The sequence below is a fragment of the Comamonas sp. GB3 AK4-5 genome (genome assembly GCF_041320665.1).
Taxonomy (GTDB): Bacteria; Pseudomonadota; Gammaproteobacteria; order Burkholderiales; family Burkholderiaceae_C; genus Comamonas.
In genome coordinates, this window is record NZ_CP166730.1 from 1,062,225 (window position 1) to 1,078,076 (window position 15,852).

Consider the following 15,852-nt stretch of genomic DNA (forward strand, 5'->3'; position numbering starts at 1 on the left):
TTTAGCCTGAAATTTTTCAGTGTTCTCCACGGACCGCGCGTGAAGAACGCCTGGCACAGCAGACGCTTTGCCGTCAGAGTCGCTCAGTATGCGGGCGGGCTCTTCACCAGCTTGGTGGTGGCGCTGGCCAGGGCCGTGATGGTGGCCCAGTCGCCATGGGCCAGGGCTGCACGCGGTGCCAGCCAGGAGCCGCCGACAAGGGTCACATTGGGCAATGCCAGATAGTCCATGGCATTGCCGGCCGTGAGCCCGCCCGTGGGGCAAAAGCGCAGGTCCGCCAAGGGGGCGGCCAGTGCTTGCAGCAAGGCCAGGCCACCGGCTTGTTCGGCCGGGAACAGCTTGAGCAGGCCAAAGCCATGCTCGCGCGCGGCCAGGGCTTCGCAGGCGGTCATCACGCCGGGAATAAAGGGCAGAGACCCGGCTGCCGCTGCGGCCAGCAGGTCGGGGCCCGCCCCGGGCGAGAGCGCAAAGCGCGCCCCGGCATCGCGCACGCGGTGCAAATCCTGGGCATCCAGCACCGTGCCGGCACCCACGCACATTTGCGGCACGGCATGGGCCACGGCGCTGATGGCATCCATCGCCACCGGCGTGCGCAGCGTGATCTCCATGGCATCCACGCCACCGGCGAGCAAGGCCTGGGCCAGGGGCACGGCCTGGGCCAGCTTGTCGATGACGATGACGGGCAGCACCCGGGTGCTGAATGTGGGCAAGACTGTTGCAGATGTGGGAGTGCTCATGCCATGGCCTCCTTGACCAGCGTCGCATTCACCTGGGCGGCATAGGGCAGCGGCGCGACCGCGCCATAGCCTTGCACGGCCAGGGCGGCGGCGGCATTGGCGTAGCGTGCGGCCGTGGTGATGTCGTTGCCCTGGGCCAGACGGGCCAGTAGATTGCCGTCGAAGCAGTCGCCCGCGCCCGTGGCGTCGGCCAGGGCCACCGGCCGGCCCGCGATACGGGTGCTGGTGTAAAGGCCCTCGTCCTGTCGGGTGCTGACCATGCAACCCTCGGCCCCCAGCTTGAGCACCACGGTGGCCGCGCCGCGTGTATGGCTCCAGTTCAGAATGTCTTGCGGCGCAGTCAGTCCGGTGAGTGCTTGCATGTCTTCCAGACTGGGCAGAAAGATGTCGCACAGCGACACCGCATGGGCGATGCAGGCACGGGCCCGCTCCAGCGGCCAGAGCTTGAGGCGCAGATTGGAGTCGAGCGCCACCTGTGCGCCTGCGGCACGGGCAATGCGCATGGCGGCGAGGGCGGTGTCGCAAGCCGTGGGCGAGATGGCCAGGGAGATGCCCGAGACCATGAGCAGGCGGCAGTCTTGCAGCCGCTGCAGCGCTGGCGCCGTCTCTGCCCAGGCGGGCGTCATATGGCTGGCGGCCGAGCCCGTGCGCAGATAGCTGAACTGGTGGCCGGCCTCGCCATGGGTCACAAAGTAAATCCCCGTGGGCTGGCTGGCATCGCGCTGCACGGCTGCATGGTCCACGCCTTCGCGTTGCCACAGCGAGAGCAGGGCATCGCCAAAAGCGTCCTGGCCCACGCGGGTCAGATAGGCCGTGCGTGCGCCTGCACGTGCGGCCGCAATGGCTGCATTGCTGGTGTCGCCGCCAAAGCCTTGCAGGTACTGGGGCTGGTCGGCATGGGTCTGGTTGAACTCGATCAAGGCCTCGCCCAGCGTGACCAGATCCCAGGTTTTGGAGTGTGTGCCGTGCTGCATGGCGGGGCCACTCAGTTGCGGGGCTTGTAGGCCGTGACGTCGATCTCGACCTTGGCGTCGATCATCAACAGCGACTGCACCGTGGAGCGCGCGGGGCGGTGATCGCCAAAGCATTCCATATAGACGCGGTTGAAGCTGCCGAAGTCGCGGGCATCGGCCAGCCAGACGCTGACCTTGGCCACATCCTGCAGCGTGCAATCGGCCAGGGCCAGGGCGGCCTTGACGCGCTCAAACACCTGGCGTGTCTGGGCTTCGATGCCGCCCGCGATGACCTCGCCCTGGTCGTTGGTGGGCACCTGGCCCGAGACAAACACAAAGTCCCCGGCGCGCGTGGCCGGAGACAGGGGGCGGGCCTGACGGTCCGAGGCCAGCGGCGATTGACCCAGCATTTCGACTTTCGACATGCTCATCTCCTTATGTAATGTTATTACTCAAAAAATACAGGAAAACCCTGTTAATTGCGAACAGAACTCTGAAATACGATTCGCGATGTAATTTTATTACTCAAAGAGGACGCGATGCAAACGAAAAAACCCCGCCAGCCCCTGCAGCCAGCCCAGGGCTTTGCCGTGATGCGGCGCGATCTGCTGGGGCTGGCTGCGGCATCGGCAGCCTGGTGGTGTGGCATGGGCGCTGCGCAGGCGCAGCAGCGGGGCGGGGCCGTGAACCTGGCCATGATTGGCGAGCCCCAGGGGCTGGACCCCATGGTGTCCACGGCCGATCTGGTGGGCACGGTGATGCAGCATGTGTACGAGCCGCTTTACACCTTTGATGGGCAATGGGCGATTGCGCCCATGCTGGCCGAGGCCTTGCCCCAGGTGTCCAAGGATGGCCTGCTCTACCAGATCGCCCTGCGCAAGGGCGTGAAGTTGCACAACGGCCGCGAGCTGAATGCCGAAGATGTGCTGGCCTCGCTGCGCCGCTGGATGGAGGTGTCCCCGCGCGGCAAGGCCGTGGCCAAGGAGGTGGAGGCCTTGACGGCCAGCGGGCCGCTGGCGATTGAGATCAAGCTCAAGGCACCTTATGCACCGCTGTTGGCCCAGCTGGCCCTGCCCACGGGCATGGCGGCCATCATGGCCAAGGAAAGCCTGGCCCCCCAGATCAAGGAGTTCATAGGCACGGGGCCTTACAAGCTCAAGGAGCGCCGGCCCGACCAGTTCATCGTGCTGGTGCGCCATGAAAGCTATAGCGCACGCAAGGAGGCCGCCAGCGGCTATGCCGGCAAGCGCGAGGCACTGATCGACGAGCTGCGCTTTGTGCCCGTGCCCAATGCCAACACCCGCATCGAGGGTGCCCTGTCCGGCCAGTTTCACTATGCCGATCTGCTGCCGGTGGAAGCCGCAGGCCGTGTGGACAAGGGAGCACCGGCCGTGGTGCCCATCGTCACGCCCAATTTTGGTTTCCCCTACATCGTGCTCAACACCCAGGAGGGTGTGCTGGCCAAACCCGCGCTGCGCCAAGCCGTGCAGACCGCCACGGGCCAGGCCGAGTTGATGGCCGCAGGCTTTGGCAACCCGCGCTTTTTCACGGCCGAGCCCAACTTCTTCCCCAAGGGCACGCCTTTTTATGCCGATGCCGGGGCCAAGCAATACAACCAGCGCAACCCGCAGTCGGCCAAGGAGCAGGCCGCCAAGGCCGGCTACAACGGCCAGCCGCTGCGCATCATGGTCAGCCGGCAATACGAGTTCCACTACAACATCGCCCTGGTGCTGAACGAGCAGCTGAAAAAAGCCGGTTTCAAGACCGAGATGCAGGTGGTGGACTGGGCCACGCTGGTGCAGCGCCGCAATGACGCCAAGCTCTGGGATCTGTTCATCACCCACTCGGGGGTGTTCCCCGAGCCCATGCTGTCACCACCTCAATTGGGTGAGGGCGCGCCCGGGGGCTGGGACACACCGGCCAAGAAAGTGGCGCTGACGAGCTTCAACCAGGAGAGCGATCCCGCCAAGCGTGGCGCCCTGTGGGGCCGTGTGCAGCAGCTGGTGTATGACGAGGTGCCCTTTATCGAGGTGGGCAAGTTCAACAGCCTCTCGGCACGCTCGGCCAAGCTGCAGGGCTATACGCCCTTGTTCTGGCCCTTCTTCTGGAACACCAGCCTCGCCAAGTAGGCGGTCACCGTCAGGGGAATGTGATGTTGAAATTTCTCATCCACAGGCTGGGCGGGGCGCTGGTGGTGCTGGCCATTGTGGCGGTGCTGGTGTTTGCGCTGACGCGCCTGGCCTCGGGCGACCCCGTGGCCCTGCTGCTGGGCGACCAGGCCACAGCCGAAGACATTGCCCAGGCCCGCGTGCAATACGGCCTGGACAAGCCTTTGCCGGTGCAGTTTGCCCTTTGGGTGGGCGAGCTGCTGCAGGGCAATCTGGGCCAATCCATCTTTTTGCAGCAGCCCGTGGCGCAAACCCTGCTGGAGCGGGCCGAGCCCACGCTGATGCTGGCCCTGCTGGCCGTGGGCATTGCGGCGCTGATTGGTGTGCCCTGCGGCATGGCGGCCGCCATCTGGCGCGGCAGCCCCAGCGACCAGCTGCTGTCCAGCGTGGCCATGCTGGGCGCCAGCGTGCCCAGCTTCTGGTTTGGCTTGATTTTGATCCAGCTGTTTGCTGTCAAGCTGGGCTGGTTCCCGGCCTCGGGCTATGGCAGCCCGGATGCGTCGTTTGCCGAGCGCTTCACCCATTTGCTGCTGCCGGCTCTGGTGCTGGGTGTGTTGAATTCGGCCCTCATCATCCGCTTCACCCGGGCCTCCATGCTGGACATTCTGGGCGAGGACTATGTGCGTACTGCACGCGCCAAGGGCCTGGGCGAGGCCACGGTCATGACCAAACATGTGCTGCGCAATGCGCTGGTGCCCATCATCACCGTGCTCGGGCTGACGCTGGCCTTGATGATTGGCGGCACCGTGGTCACCGAGACCGTGTTCAACCTGCCCGGCGTGGGCAATCTGGTGGTGCGTGCCGTGCTGCGGCGTGACTACCCCGTCATACAGGGCACGTTGCTGATGATTGCCAGCGTCTATGTGTTCATCAACCTCGCCATCGATTTGGCTTACACCCTGGTCGATCCACGCATACGTCTGGAGGGAAAATGATGGGTGATTGGCGCAAATGGGCCGCGCGGCTGTTCGCGCGCAAGGTGGTGCTGATGTCGGCCTTGTTGCTGGCCGGCGTGCTGCTGGTGGCCCTGATTTTTCCCTGGGTGTCGGATGCCGATCCGAACGCCATCTCGGTCAGCGAGCGTCTGCTCGAGCCTTCGGCCACCCACTGGGGCGGCACCGACGAGCTGGGCCGCGACGTGCTGCTGCGCATTGTGCATGGCGCACGCTACTCGCTGCTGATCGGCTTTTTCACGGCCGCGGGCGCCGTGCTGCTGGGCACGCTTCTGGGCATGTTGGCGGGTTTTTTCCGCCGCCTGGACGCGCCCATCATGCGCTGTGTGGACGCCATGATGTCCTTCCCCGACATCCTGCTGGGCATTGCCCTGGTGTCCATTCTGGGCGCCTCGCTGTGGAACGTGATGCTGGCCCTGGTCATCGTCTACACCCCGCGTGTGGCGCGGGTAGTGCGTGCCGCCACCATGGTGCTGCGCGAGCTGCTGTTTGTGGACGCGGCGCGCGCCCTGGGTGTGAGCACGGCGCGCATTCTGTGGCGGCACATTCTGCCGAACCTGGTCTCGCCGGTGCTGGTGCAGATCACCTTCATCTTTGCCTACGCCATCCTGGCCGAGGCCGGCCTGTCTTTTCTGGGTGTGGGCGTGCCGCCCGACATTCCCACCTGGGGCACCATGATTGCCGGCAGCCTGGAGTCGGCCGACAAGGCGTTCTGGATCATTCTCTACCCCGGCCTGGCCATTGTGTTCACCGCCTTGTCGCTGCAAATGCTGGGCGATGGCGTGCGCGATCTGCTGGACCCCAAGCTCAAGAAGGCCGCATGAACCACCGCACATTCGACTCCCTGGCGCCCCGGCTGCAGGTGCAGGGCCTGTCCACCTCGTTTGCCACCGATGGCGGTCGCATCCAGAGCGTGGCCGAGGTGAGCTTTGCCATACGCCCCGGCGAAACCCTGGCCCTGGTGGGCGAGTCGGGCTCGGGCAAGTCCGTGACCAGTCTCTCGCTGATGGGTCTGCATGCGCGCAGCTCCCAGGCCCAGGTCGGCGGCCAGGCCTGGTTTGTGCAGCGTGATGGCCAGCGCGTGGACCTGCTGGCTCTGGCAGAGCGCGACAAGCGTGCGTTGCGCGGCAATGAGATTGCCATGGTGTTCCAGGAGCCCATGACCAGCCTCAACCCCGTGCTCACCGTGGGCGAGCAGATTGCCGAAAGCGTGCGTCTGCACCTGAGGCTGGACCGCGCAGGCGCACGTGCCCATGCGCTGCGCATGCTGGAGCTGGTGGAAATCCCTGCCGCTGCCCAGCGCGTACATGAATATCCGCACCAGCTCTCGGGCGGCATGCGCCAGCGCGTGATGATTGCCCTGGCCATGGCCTGCAATCCCAGCTTGCTGATTGCCGACGAGCCCACCACCGCGCTGGATGTGACCATACAGGCGCAAATCCTGGCGCTGATGGGCAGGCTGCAGCAGGAGACCGGCATGAGCCTGCTGTTTGTCACCCACAACCTGGGCGTGGTGGCGCAATACGTCGATGCCGTGGCCGTGATGTATGCCGGCCGCATTGTCGAATCCGCGCCCGTGCTCGCGCTGTTTGCCCAGCCCTGCCACCCGTATACCCAGGGCCTGCTGGCCTGCCTGCCCGGTGTGGCGCGGCGCCAGGCCGGCGCTGCTTTTGGCGAGAGCGTGCGCGCCGGTACCCGGCCCAAGCTGGCCGCGATTCCCGGCCAGGTGGCCAGCCCCTTGGCGCCGCCGCCGGGCTGCGCCTTCGGCCCGCGCTGCAGCCGCCATGGCGCGGCCTGCGATGCGCAGATGCCGGCATTGGCAGCCCTGGATGCGCAGCGCCAGGTGCGCTGCGTGCATGCCCATGAGGAGGTGACGGCATGAACGCCAGCCCCAATCTGTTGGAAGTGCGCGGCCTGCGCAAATACTTTGGCCACGGCGCGCATCCCGTGCGCGCCGTGGATGGCGTGAGCTTTGATGTGCGCCCCGGCGAAACCCTGGGTCTGGTGGGCGAGTCGGGCTCGGGCAAGAGCACCATAGGCCGCATGCTCACGCGCCTGATCGACCCCACCGAGGGGCAGATGCACTACCTGGGCGCGGACGGCGCAGCGCATGATCTGGCAGCGCTGTCGGCATCCCGCATGCGGCCGCTGCGCTCGCAAATTCAGATCATTTTTCAAGACCCCTATGCCAGTCTGAACCCCCGCATGCGCATACGCGATGTGCTGGGCGAGGCGCTGGACACCCACGGCCTGGCACGTGGCGCGGCGCGCCAGCCGCGCATTCACGAGCTGCTGGCCCAGGTGGGCCTCAGGCCCGAGCACGCCGAGCGCTTTCCGCACGAGTTCTCGGGCGGCCAGCGCCAGCGCATAGGGATTGCCCGGGCCCTGGCCGTGGAGCCGCGCTTCATCGTGGCCGACGAGCCCTTGTCGGCCCTGGATGTGTCCATACAGGCCCAGGTGGTGAACCTGCTGGGAGAGCTCAAGGAACAGCTGGGGCTGACCCTGCTCTTCATCTCCCACGATCTGGATGTGGTGGAGTATTTGTGCGACCGCGTGGTGGTGCTGTACCTGGGCCATGTGATGGAGGTGGCACCCACCGAGGCCCTGTATGCCCAGCCGCAACACCCTTATACGCAGGCCTTGCTTGCGGCAGCGCCCCTGCCAGACCCCGCGCAGCGGCGTAGCATTCCGCTGCTGCAAGGCGACTTGCCCAGCCCCGCCAACCCGCCTTCGGGCTGCGTGTTTCGCACGCGTTGTCCAAAGGCCGAGGCCGCCTGCGCCCGTGCCGATATGACGCTGCGTGAGGTGCAGCCGGGGCGGTTGACTGCATGCTGGAAAAATTAAATGCACCCCCTGAGCCGCTTCGCGTCTTCCCCCTCTCTTGCGCTGTGCGCTGGAGGGGGACGGCACCAGCGCGGCGGGGCGGCCCTTGCGCGGCGCCCTGGCGTGTGCTGCGCCAGTTTTGTGCGGCACGCCCTGGTCTTGCTCCCTCGCCCCTTGGGGGAGAGGGGGGGGGGAGGGGGAGCCCGCACAGCGCAACGCTATGGATAACGAATACCGATCAATACCATGACTTCTGATTTTTCAAACCCTTTGCTGGATGCCGCTTGCAAAGGCTTTCCACTGACGGCCCAGCCCTGCCGGGCCAGCGAGATTTCCGCGCGTGGCTGGAATCTGTTTGCGGGCGACTTGCCGCTGCCGCTGGCGGTGTTGCGTCGCTCGGCGCTGGAGCACAACCTGGCCTGGATGCAGGATTTTTCGCAGCGCAAAAACGTGCTGCTGGCGCCGCACGGCAAGACCACCATGTCGCCCGAGTTGTTTGCCCAGCAACTGGCCCAGGGAGCCTGGGGGCTGACCTTTGCCACGGCCTACCAGGCCAGCGTGGGTGTGGCGGCCGGGGCGCGGCGCATCATCATTGCCAACCAGGTGGTGTGTGATGCCGATCTGGATGCACTGGATGCCTTGCTGGCCCGCCATGCCGATTTGCGACTGTGGTTTCTGGTCGACTCGCGCGCCCAATTGGCCTTGATCGCAGATTGGGCGCAGCGCCGGGCCAGCCAGCGCGTGTTTGATGTGCTGCTGGAAATGGGTGTTCCCGGCCAACGCACGGGCTGCCGCAGCCTGGAGCAGGCCGTGGACCTGGCCCAGGCCGTTGCGGCTTCGACGGTGGCGCGGCTGGGTGGCATAGAGTGCTATGAGGGCGGCGTGGCACGCTGCGACAGCGAACATGATGCACGTGAGGTCACGGCCCTGGTGCGCCGCGTGGTGGAGGCTGCGCAGGCCTGCGACGCCCAAGGTCTGTGGGCAAAAGGGGAAGAGCCCGTCTTGCTCACGGCCGGTGGCTCGGCCGTGTTCGATTTGGTCGTGCCCCTGTTGCAAACCCAGAATCTGTCTCGCCCCGTGCACGGCGTGCTGCGCTCGGGTTGCTACATCACCCACGACCATGGCAACTACCAGCGCTTTCTGAAGCTGGTGGAGCAGCGTGAAGGCCTGGATGCCTCGCTGCGCCCCGCGCTCAGCGTGTGGGCCATGGTGCAGTCCGTGCCCGAACCTGGGCTGGCGCTGCTGACCTGTGGGCGGCGCGACATCTCCTATGACCTGGAAATGCCTGTGCCCGTGGGCCTGGCAAGGCGCGGTGAGCGCCTGGCGCAGCCCGCCCCTCATGGCTGGAGCATCAGCGCCCTCAATGACCAGCATGCCTATCTGCGTTTTGATGGTCAGAGCCCGCCGCAGGCCTGGCCGCGCGTGGGCGACCTGGTGGAGCTGGGCATCTCCCACCCCTGCACCACGTTTGATAAATGGCGCTGGATGCCCGTGATCGAAGACGACGGTGCCGTGAGTGGCGCCATTCACACCCGGTTTTGATGCATGCCTGAATCCATGATTTCTTCTTCCGCGCCAGGCCTGCTGCAGCAGATGCGCGAGCGCCTGGAACAACTGCCCGAGGCCCAGCGCCGCGTGGTGCAACACGTGCTGCAAGACCCGCGCGAGGCCGTGGCCGCCACGGTGGAGCAACTGGCCCAGCAGGCCGGTGTGTCCATGCCCACCATCGTGCGCACCTGCCGCAGCTTTGGCCATGATTCGGTGCGCGAATTCATGCTGGCCCTGGCCCAGGATCTGGCCGTGTCCGGCTCCTACATCCACCGCAGTGTGCTGGCCGAGGATTCGGCCCAGGACGTGGCCAGCAAGATCGTGCATGCGGCCGTGTCTTCGCTCACCGATCTGGGGCGGCGCATGGATGTGGACATGATCGACCGCGTGGCCACGCGCCTGGCCCAGGCCCGGCGCATCGATTGCTACTCGGTGGGGGCCGCCTCGACTTTTATGGCCAACGAGCTGCAAAGCCGCTTGTTCCGCCTGGGGCGCACGGCGAATGCCATCTTTGATGCCCACCAGCAACTGGTCTCTGCCAGCACGCTGGGACCGGATGGCGTGGCCTTTGTGATCTCCCATGTCGGGCATATGCCCTACACCATAGAGGCTGCGCGCTTTGCACGCTCCCAGGGTGCCACCGTGGTGGCCCTGACCCAGCCTGGTACGCCGCTGGCCGAGACGGCCGACCTGCTGCTGGCGGTCTCGGCGCCGCAGGACGCCGTGATGCGTGTGGGCACGGAAGCCTATCTGGCCCATCTGGTGGTCATCGAAATCCTCACCGTGCGCCTGGCGCAAAAACTGGGTCCCGTGGCCGCACGCGGTCTGCAGCAGTTCAAGCAACTGCTGCACAAGCATGGCTTTGACAGTGCCGAGTACGACGGCATGGTGGACAACATACAGGGCCGAGACCTGGAGAGCTGAGATGGCTGCAAGCTGGTTGCGCGGGGGACGGATTGTCGATGGCTCGGGGCAGGCTGCCTGGTCCGGTGAGGTCTTGTTGGACCAAGGCCGTATTGCGGCTGTGGGGCCAGCGCTGGGGGCGCAGCAGCTCGCGCCCTGGCACAGTGCCGGCATAGAGGAGATCGATTGCAGCGGCCTGGTGGTGGCGCCGGGCTTTATCGATGTGCACACGCACGACGATGCGGTGGCCATAGACGCACCCGACATGCTGCCCAAGCTGTCCCAGGGCGTGACCACGGTGATCGTGGGCAACTGCGGTATCTCGCTGGCGCCTGTGGTCAGCGAGGCACCACGAGCGCCGCTGTCGCTGCTGGGGCGCCACCAGTTCCGCCACGCCAGCATGGCGGCCTATGCCCAGGCCGTGGACGCTGCGCGCCCCGCCGTGAACGTGGCCGCGCTCATAGGTCACACGGCACTGCGCATGCGGCATATGGCCCAGCTGGACCGTGCGGCCACGCCGGCCGAGCGCCAGGCCATGGCTGAGGAGGTGGCCGCCGCCATGGAAGCTGGTGCCCTGGGCCTGTCTTCTGGTGTGTTCTACAAGGAGGCCTATGCGGCCGACCTGGACGAGCTGACCGCCCTGGCCACGGCCGCAGCCCGCCATGGCGGTGTCTACGCCACCCATATCCGCGACGAGCTGGCGCAGATACTGCCGGCCTTGCAGGAGGCGGCCCAGACCGCACGCCAGGCCGGCCTGCCGCTGGTGCTGTCCCACCACAAATGCGCGGGCGCGGCCAACTGGGGCCGCACGCGCGAAACCCTGGCCCTGGTGGATGCACTGGGCCAGCACCAACCCATCAGCCTGGATGTCTATCCCTATACCGCCGGCTCCACGGTGCTGCGCAGCGATCTGGTGGATGGCGTGATCGACATCCTGATCACGGGCAGCCAGCCCCACCCTGAAATGGTGGGGCGCTACCTCAAGGACATTGCGCGGGAATGGGCCGTCAGCGAGCGCGAGGCCAGCGAACGCCTGCAACCCGGCGGTGCCTGTTATTTCCAGATGTGCGAGCAGGATGTGGAGCGCGTCATCGCCCATCCCAAGACCATGATTGGCTCGGACGGCCTGCCGCATGACGAGCGCCCCCACCCCCGGCTGTGGGGCGCTTTTCCCCGCGTGCTGGCCTGCTACTGGCGTGAAAAAGGTGTGCTGGGCCTGGAGGAGGCAGTGCACAAGATGACGGGGCTGTCGGCCTCACGCTTTCGCCTGGCCGAGCGCGGCCTGCTGCGCCAGGGCTTTCATGCCGATGTGGTGGTGTTCGACCCCGAGCGCGTGCGTGACATGGCCAGCTATGAAAGCCCGGTGCAGTTCAGCCAGGGCATAGAGCGGGTCTGGGTGAATGGCCAGCTCAGCTACACCGCCCAGGGCCGCGCCACCGGCGCCCGCGCCGGGCGCTTTGTGCGCCGGGCCTAGGTCGCCGCGCCCTGGGGGAGCAGCGCCAGCTGCCAGTCCATGGCATGCCAGGGGTGCTGGGGCTCCGTCACCCATTGCGCCACCTCGTCCTCGCTGAACAGCTTGCCCAGCACATCGGCTCGGCCCTGGGCCAGCCATTGCGCGCGGCCCCGGGCGTAGGCGCTGCCGAAATCCTGCCAGCTGCCAAAGCATTCCTGGGCACGCTGGGCGTTGAGCAGCAGGATGTGCAGATGGGCCTCGTCCGGCAGCAGATTCAGCATGCGCGCGCTGCGCACAAAAAAGGCCACGCGCGCGCAGGCAAATGCCATGGCGGCACGCAGATCGTCTTCGCGGTGGGGGCGCTGCAGGTCCAGCATGAACCAGCGCTGGCGCAGCGCGGCGGGCAGTTGTTCCTGGGCCTGCTCGTCGCTGAGGTCGGTGCGCAAACCCAGGTGGTGCAGCACCTGGGGGCGCAGTTGCAGGGTCAGTTGGTCGTCGGTTCCGGATACCGCACCGGAAAAACCGTCCTGTATGGAGTGGAAGGCCATGGGGTGGGCCAGGGCCAGCGCCCAGTTCAGCGCGTCGCTGCCGGTGCTGTAGCTGGACATGTCGCCACGCCGCTGGGCCTCTTTGGCTTTGCGCCAGCTCTTGCGTACCACCCAGCACATGCCCACCAGGGCCAGGCTGCCCAGCAGCCAGTGGATTTGCATCAGCCCGTAGATGGCTGCAAAAGGCAGTAGCACGATGAAAAGGGATTTGATCACTGTCTGGCCCTCCCGCGTGCGGCCGGACTGCGGCGCCGGGCCAGCTCCAGCGTGTGCTGCTGGGCCGGGGTTTTGGGCATGCGCTCCATGCCTTCGGCGCCCACGCTGTCCTTGCGGGCAATGGCCATCCATTGCACCAGTGGAGAGCGCAGCGTGCTCAGGTCCAGCAGATCGGGGTGCTGTTGCAGCAGCCACAACTGCTCGGCCTCGCTGCGCATGTCGGCGGCGACGCACCAGGGCGTGAGCGTGGCATCGGCAGTCAGCAGCTGGGCCGGGCGCCGCACAATGCCCATGACCAGGGCGTCATCCGGCACTACCGCGTTCAGTGGCAAGTGGTTGAGCAGGGCCACCACATCGGCGGCATAGCGTGCAATCGGCGGGCGGTTTTGTTTGCCCTTGATTTGCTCGATCTGCAGCAGGCCGCCTTCCTTCAGATAGGCATTGACCGTGATGCGCGGCTGGGCCGAGCCCGTGCGGTAGCTGAACAGCCGCATGCGGCCTTTTTCACAGGCCTCTGCGTAATGCTCGCCATAGCCACCGAAAAACTGCTTGCGATCGGCAAACTGCCCCACGCAGTGGCCCATCATCTGGCTCTCGTAGGCCATTTCCTGGCGCAGCGTGGGGCTTGCGCCATCGAACTCCACAAACGTGCCGTGCTGGCCGCGCAGCAGGCCATGCACGGCGCTGGGACAATGTTCCACCCAGCCGCTGTGCTGCTTTTTCTCGAAGGCCAGGTGTTCCAGCGTCCAGCGCGCGAGCGCCTGGGGTGCATTCACGCGCTGCAGCTTGCCTTCCAGTGAGGTGCCCTTGCGGGTGGAGAGAAACTCCACCAGCCGGGTTTCCAGCGCCAGTACCTCGGGTGCATCGGGCTCCACCCACCACAGATCGGGCAGGGCAAAGCCTGCGGCCTGCTTGGCCAGGCGCTCCTGCGCCCAGGCGGGTGCGGGTGTGCGGCCCAGCAGTTGCTGCAAGGCCTGGGCGTCGGCCATGCGCTGCACGGCCGGTGGATCGGCCTGCACATTGCCGATCACATGGCGGCAGAAGTGGTTGGCCAGCCAGGCTGCGATCTCGGGCGCGTCGCCACGCTCTGCACTGCGGGCCTGTATGCGCGCTTTGATGGCCGGGGCATTGACCACGTCGCGTGCCTTGTAGGCGCTGGCGGTGGTGGGCGCCGTCATGGCCTGGCTCACCAGAATTTCCACCAGGGTTTGCTGCCGGCTGCGGGCTGGTCGCGCTGGGCCAACAGGCGCTGGGCGCGTTCCAGGCCTTCGCGGGCCATGCGCTGCTCGGCCTCGTTGTCGTTCTTGCCCAGGTTGCCTACGGCCTCCTGGTGCATGGCCACGCATTCCTCCAGCAGCTCGGGATAGGCTTCCAGCGCGCAGCCCAGGCGGCGCAGGGCATAGCTTTCCTTGAGCGCACGCACCTCCTGTTGGTAGCTGCGCAGCCGGGGCAGCACCTGCTCGGGGCGGAAGACCGAGAAGAAGTCCAGCATGGACATCAGCGCGGCCAGGTAGCGGCGGCGCTGGTCGCGTTGCTCGTCCTCGTCCAGCTCCTCGAACCATTGGTCCAGGCGTTCCAGCCAGATGCTGATTTCATCGCCACGGTCCAGCTTGTACAGCGACATGGCGATGGTGGAGAAGTAGTTGGCCGGGTCATGGCGGCCATAGCCGTGCTGCTGCACAAAATGCCACAGGCGCTCGGCCTCGGCGACGATGGCCGCGTCATCGTCCTTGCCTATGGCGCACCACAGCAGGCCATCCTGGTGTTCGGCAAACGGGCTGCTGGCCAGGCCTTTATGGTGCAGCACGGCCGCTTCGTCATAGCGATCGGCAAAGCGGTATTTGATGGCCAGGTTGTTGCACAGCATGGAGTAGACATGCAGGTCTGCGTCCTTGAAGCGGCCCTGGCCCGTGGCCCAGAACTGCTCGAAGCGTTCCAGGCCTTGTTCGTAATAGCGAATCACCAGCGGCAGCAGCACCTCGTCGGCAGGCACTTTCTTTTTGCCACCCATGAGGGGGGCCAGGTCGTCCGCATCGTCCAGCACCACGCCAGCGCCATAGCACCAGTGGCCGCCCAGGGCGTTGGGGAAGGGGCGGGCCAGGGCTTCTTCCAGTGGCAGGGCGGCAAAGCGCGCGGCCCAGAGTTTGGGCAGCTTGTCGCTGTCGGCCCATTCGGGATGGCGGCCGACGGATTGCTCCAGCAGCGGCAAGGCCTGCTGCATCTGGCGCTTGGCAGCAAGGCGCAGGCCCAGGATGAGGGCCAGCAGGTCGTTGTCCGGCTCGCGGCTGCGCACAAAGTCCAGGTAAAAATCAGAGGACTCGAGGGGCATGGCGCCCGGTTCCCGGGCCAGCATCTGGCGCATGTCTTCATCTTCCCGGGCGCATGCCAGGATCACCGCCCAGGTGATGGCGTGTTCGCTGTCTGGCGCAAAACGCTCCAGGGCCAGCTGGCAACCGCGCTGGGCCGCGCCGGGGCGGGCATGCAGCACGCTTTCCAGTGCCAGGGCGGCGGCTTCGTCCATGCGGCCGGCCTGCGCCAGCCAGTCCAGCTGCTGGGCACCGAAACTGTCGCCATGGTCGTCGGTCAGGCCGAAGTGGCCCTGCGGAGCCAGCTGCACGGCGGCATCCAGTTGGCCGGCCAGTGCGCAGGCCTGGGCCTGCAGGCGCAGTATGCGCACCTTGCGGTGGGCGCGAACGGCCTGCGAAGGGGCGGGTTGTTCATCGCGTGCCAGCTGCTTCTCGCAGGCCATCAGCAGCGCGGGCAGGCTGGAGGTGACCACGGGCAGCACGCGATCGGCCAGTTCCATCCACTGGTCAAAGTCCACGCCCTGCTCGGGCGGGGCGTCGCGCAGTGTCGTGATGGCGGATTGCACATGGCGGGTGGCGCTGGCGGTATCACCGCGGCGCTGGTCCAGCTCGGCCTTGTGCACCAGGGCCATGGTGTCCAGATAGGCCGCGCGGTCCTCGTTGTCCGGGTCGGCACGTTCCTGGGCACGTTCCAGGTCCACGCCTTGTGCGGCAATCTCCCAGGCCTGGGCCTTGTTGGCCATCCACTGCCAGCCTTGCCAGTAGCCGCTGGCGTCCACGGTGTCCGGCAAGGCCGCCAGCGACTGTGCGGTGGGCAGCAGCAGGGCCACGGCCGAAGCCGGGTCAAAGTCCAGACGGCTTTGGATGTCGCTGAGCGCAATGCGCGCCTGGGCATCGGCGGGGTGGCGTTCATCGCCTTGCAGCGCGGCCTCGCGATGGGTTTGCAGAAAAGCGTTGGCGGTCTCGGGCTGCTCCAGCGTCAGCCAGAAGTCGTGCACCCGCTCCAGCTCTGTCACCGTGGTGGGGGCAAAGCTTTGCTGCGCCATCAGCTCTACCACGGCGGCCACCCGGTCGCTGTGGGCAATGGTGCTGGAACTGTCGTCGTGGAGCAGCTCGTGGGCCTGTTCCAGAAATGCGTGCAGAGCGTCGCCCTGCAGCGCGGAGGCCGATGCCGCCGCGGAGCGTGGTGAATGCATGGTGAATGCCGAAAAAATGGGCGTGTCAGCCCCGAAAAAAAGGGCTTG

Annotated in this window: 14 protein-coding genes; 8 read left to right on the forward strand and 6 right to left on the reverse strand. The window is 66.4% G+C overall.

Going from position 1 to position 15,852, the window contains the following annotated elements:
• Window positions 1-83 precede the first annotated feature (83 nt).
• Genes eda through ACA027_RS04680 form a run of 3 tightly spaced genes read right to left on the reverse strand, consistent with a single transcriptional unit; the run spans window position 84 to window position 2,115 of the window.
• Window positions 84-737, reverse strand: a complete 654-nt coding sequence (eda, locus tag ACA027_RS04670) for a bifunctional 4-hydroxy-2-oxoglutarate aldolase/2-dehydro-3-deoxy-phosphogluconate aldolase (RefSeq protein WP_370681239.1) — start codon at window positions 735-737, stop codon at window positions 84-86.
• Window positions 734-1,711 carry a sugar kinase gene (locus ACA027_RS04675; RefSeq protein WP_370681240.1) on the reverse strand — a complete coding sequence of 326 codons (978 nt, stop codon included), beginning with the start codon at window positions 1,709-1,711 and terminating at the stop codon, window positions 734-736. Before ACA027_RS04675 ends, eda begins: the two co-directional genes overlap by 4 nt.
• An 11-nt stretch (window positions 1,712-1,722) precedes the next feature.
• Entirely contained in the window at window positions 1,723-2,115 is a 393-nt protein-coding gene (locus tag ACA027_RS04680; protein WP_370681241.1) for a RidA family protein, read from the reverse strand.
• Between the two features lie 114 nt (window positions 2,116-2,229).
• Between ACA027_RS04680 and ACA027_RS04685 the strand changes: the two genes are divergently transcribed.
• From ACA027_RS04685 to ACA027_RS04720, 8 genes are all read left to right on the forward strand, one after another.
• Entirely contained in the window at window positions 2,230-3,819 is a 1,590-nt protein-coding gene (locus ACA027_RS04685; protein WP_370681242.1) for an ABC transporter substrate-binding protein, read from the forward strand.
• 23 nt (window positions 3,820-3,842) lie between these two features.
• Window positions 3,843-4,793, forward strand: coding sequence for an ABC transporter permease (locus tag ACA027_RS04690; RefSeq protein WP_370681243.1), 951 nt, complete (start codon window positions 3,843-3,845; stop codon window positions 4,791-4,793).
• On the forward strand, window positions 4,790-5,635 hold the full coding sequence (locus ACA027_RS04695; RefSeq protein ID WP_370681245.1) for an ABC transporter permease: 846 nt from the start codon (window positions 4,790-4,792) through the stop codon (window positions 5,633-5,635). Before ACA027_RS04690 ends, ACA027_RS04695 begins: the two co-directional genes overlap by 4 nt.
• Window positions 5,632-6,693 (forward strand): ABC transporter ATP-binding protein, encoded by a 1,062-nt coding sequence (locus ACA027_RS04700; protein ID WP_370681246.1) that lies wholly within the window; start codon window positions 5,632-5,634, stop codon window positions 6,691-6,693. Before ACA027_RS04695 ends, ACA027_RS04700 begins: the two co-directional genes overlap by 4 nt.
• Window positions 6,690-7,655 carry an ABC transporter ATP-binding protein gene (locus ACA027_RS04705; RefSeq protein ID WP_370681247.1) on the forward strand — a complete coding sequence of 322 codons (966 nt, stop codon included), beginning with the start codon at window positions 6,690-6,692 and terminating at the stop codon, window positions 7,653-7,655. Before ACA027_RS04700 ends, ACA027_RS04705 begins: the two co-directional genes overlap by 4 nt.
• Window positions 7,656-7,880: 225 nt before the next feature.
• A complete protein-coding gene (locus ACA027_RS04710; RefSeq protein ID WP_370681248.1) occupies window positions 7,881-9,176 on the forward strand; it encodes an amino acid deaminase in 1,296 nt (431 codons plus the stop codon).
• Between the two features lie 15 nt (window positions 9,177-9,191).
• Complete coding sequence (locus ACA027_RS04715; RefSeq protein WP_370681249.1) at window positions 9,192-10,106, forward strand: MurR/RpiR family transcriptional regulator; 915 nt, start codon at window positions 9,192-9,194, stop codon at window positions 10,104-10,106.
• 1 nt (window position 10,107) lies between these two features.
• A complete protein-coding gene (locus ACA027_RS04720; protein WP_370681250.1) occupies window positions 10,108-11,559 on the forward strand; it encodes an amidohydrolase family protein in 1,452 nt (483 codons plus the stop codon).
• Here the strand turns inward: ACA027_RS04720 and ACA027_RS04725 are convergent.
• Genes ACA027_RS04725 through ACA027_RS04735 form a run of 3 tightly spaced genes read right to left on the reverse strand, consistent with a single transcriptional unit; the run spans window position 11,556 to window position 15,804 of the window.
• Window positions 11,556-12,302 (reverse strand): DUF1266 domain-containing protein, encoded by a 747-nt coding sequence (locus ACA027_RS04725; RefSeq protein WP_370681251.1) that lies wholly within the window; start codon window positions 12,300-12,302, stop codon window positions 11,556-11,558. The genes ACA027_RS04720 and ACA027_RS04725 overlap by 4 nt on opposite strands.
• Window positions 12,299-13,507 carry a hypothetical protein gene (locus ACA027_RS04730; protein WP_370682509.1) on the reverse strand — a complete coding sequence of 403 codons (1,209 nt, stop codon included), beginning with the start codon at window positions 13,505-13,507 and terminating at the stop codon, window positions 12,299-12,301. The genes ACA027_RS04725 and ACA027_RS04730 overlap by 4 nt, the downstream gene beginning before the upstream one ends.
• The gene (locus tag ACA027_RS04735; RefSeq protein WP_370681252.1) at window positions 13,489-15,804 is read right to left on the reverse strand and encodes a hypothetical protein; all 2,316 of its coding nucleotides are present in this window, start codon (window positions 15,802-15,804) and stop codon (window positions 13,489-13,491) included. The genes ACA027_RS04730 and ACA027_RS04735 overlap by 19 nt, the downstream gene beginning before the upstream one ends.
• Window positions 15,805-15,852: the final 48 nt, after the last annotated feature.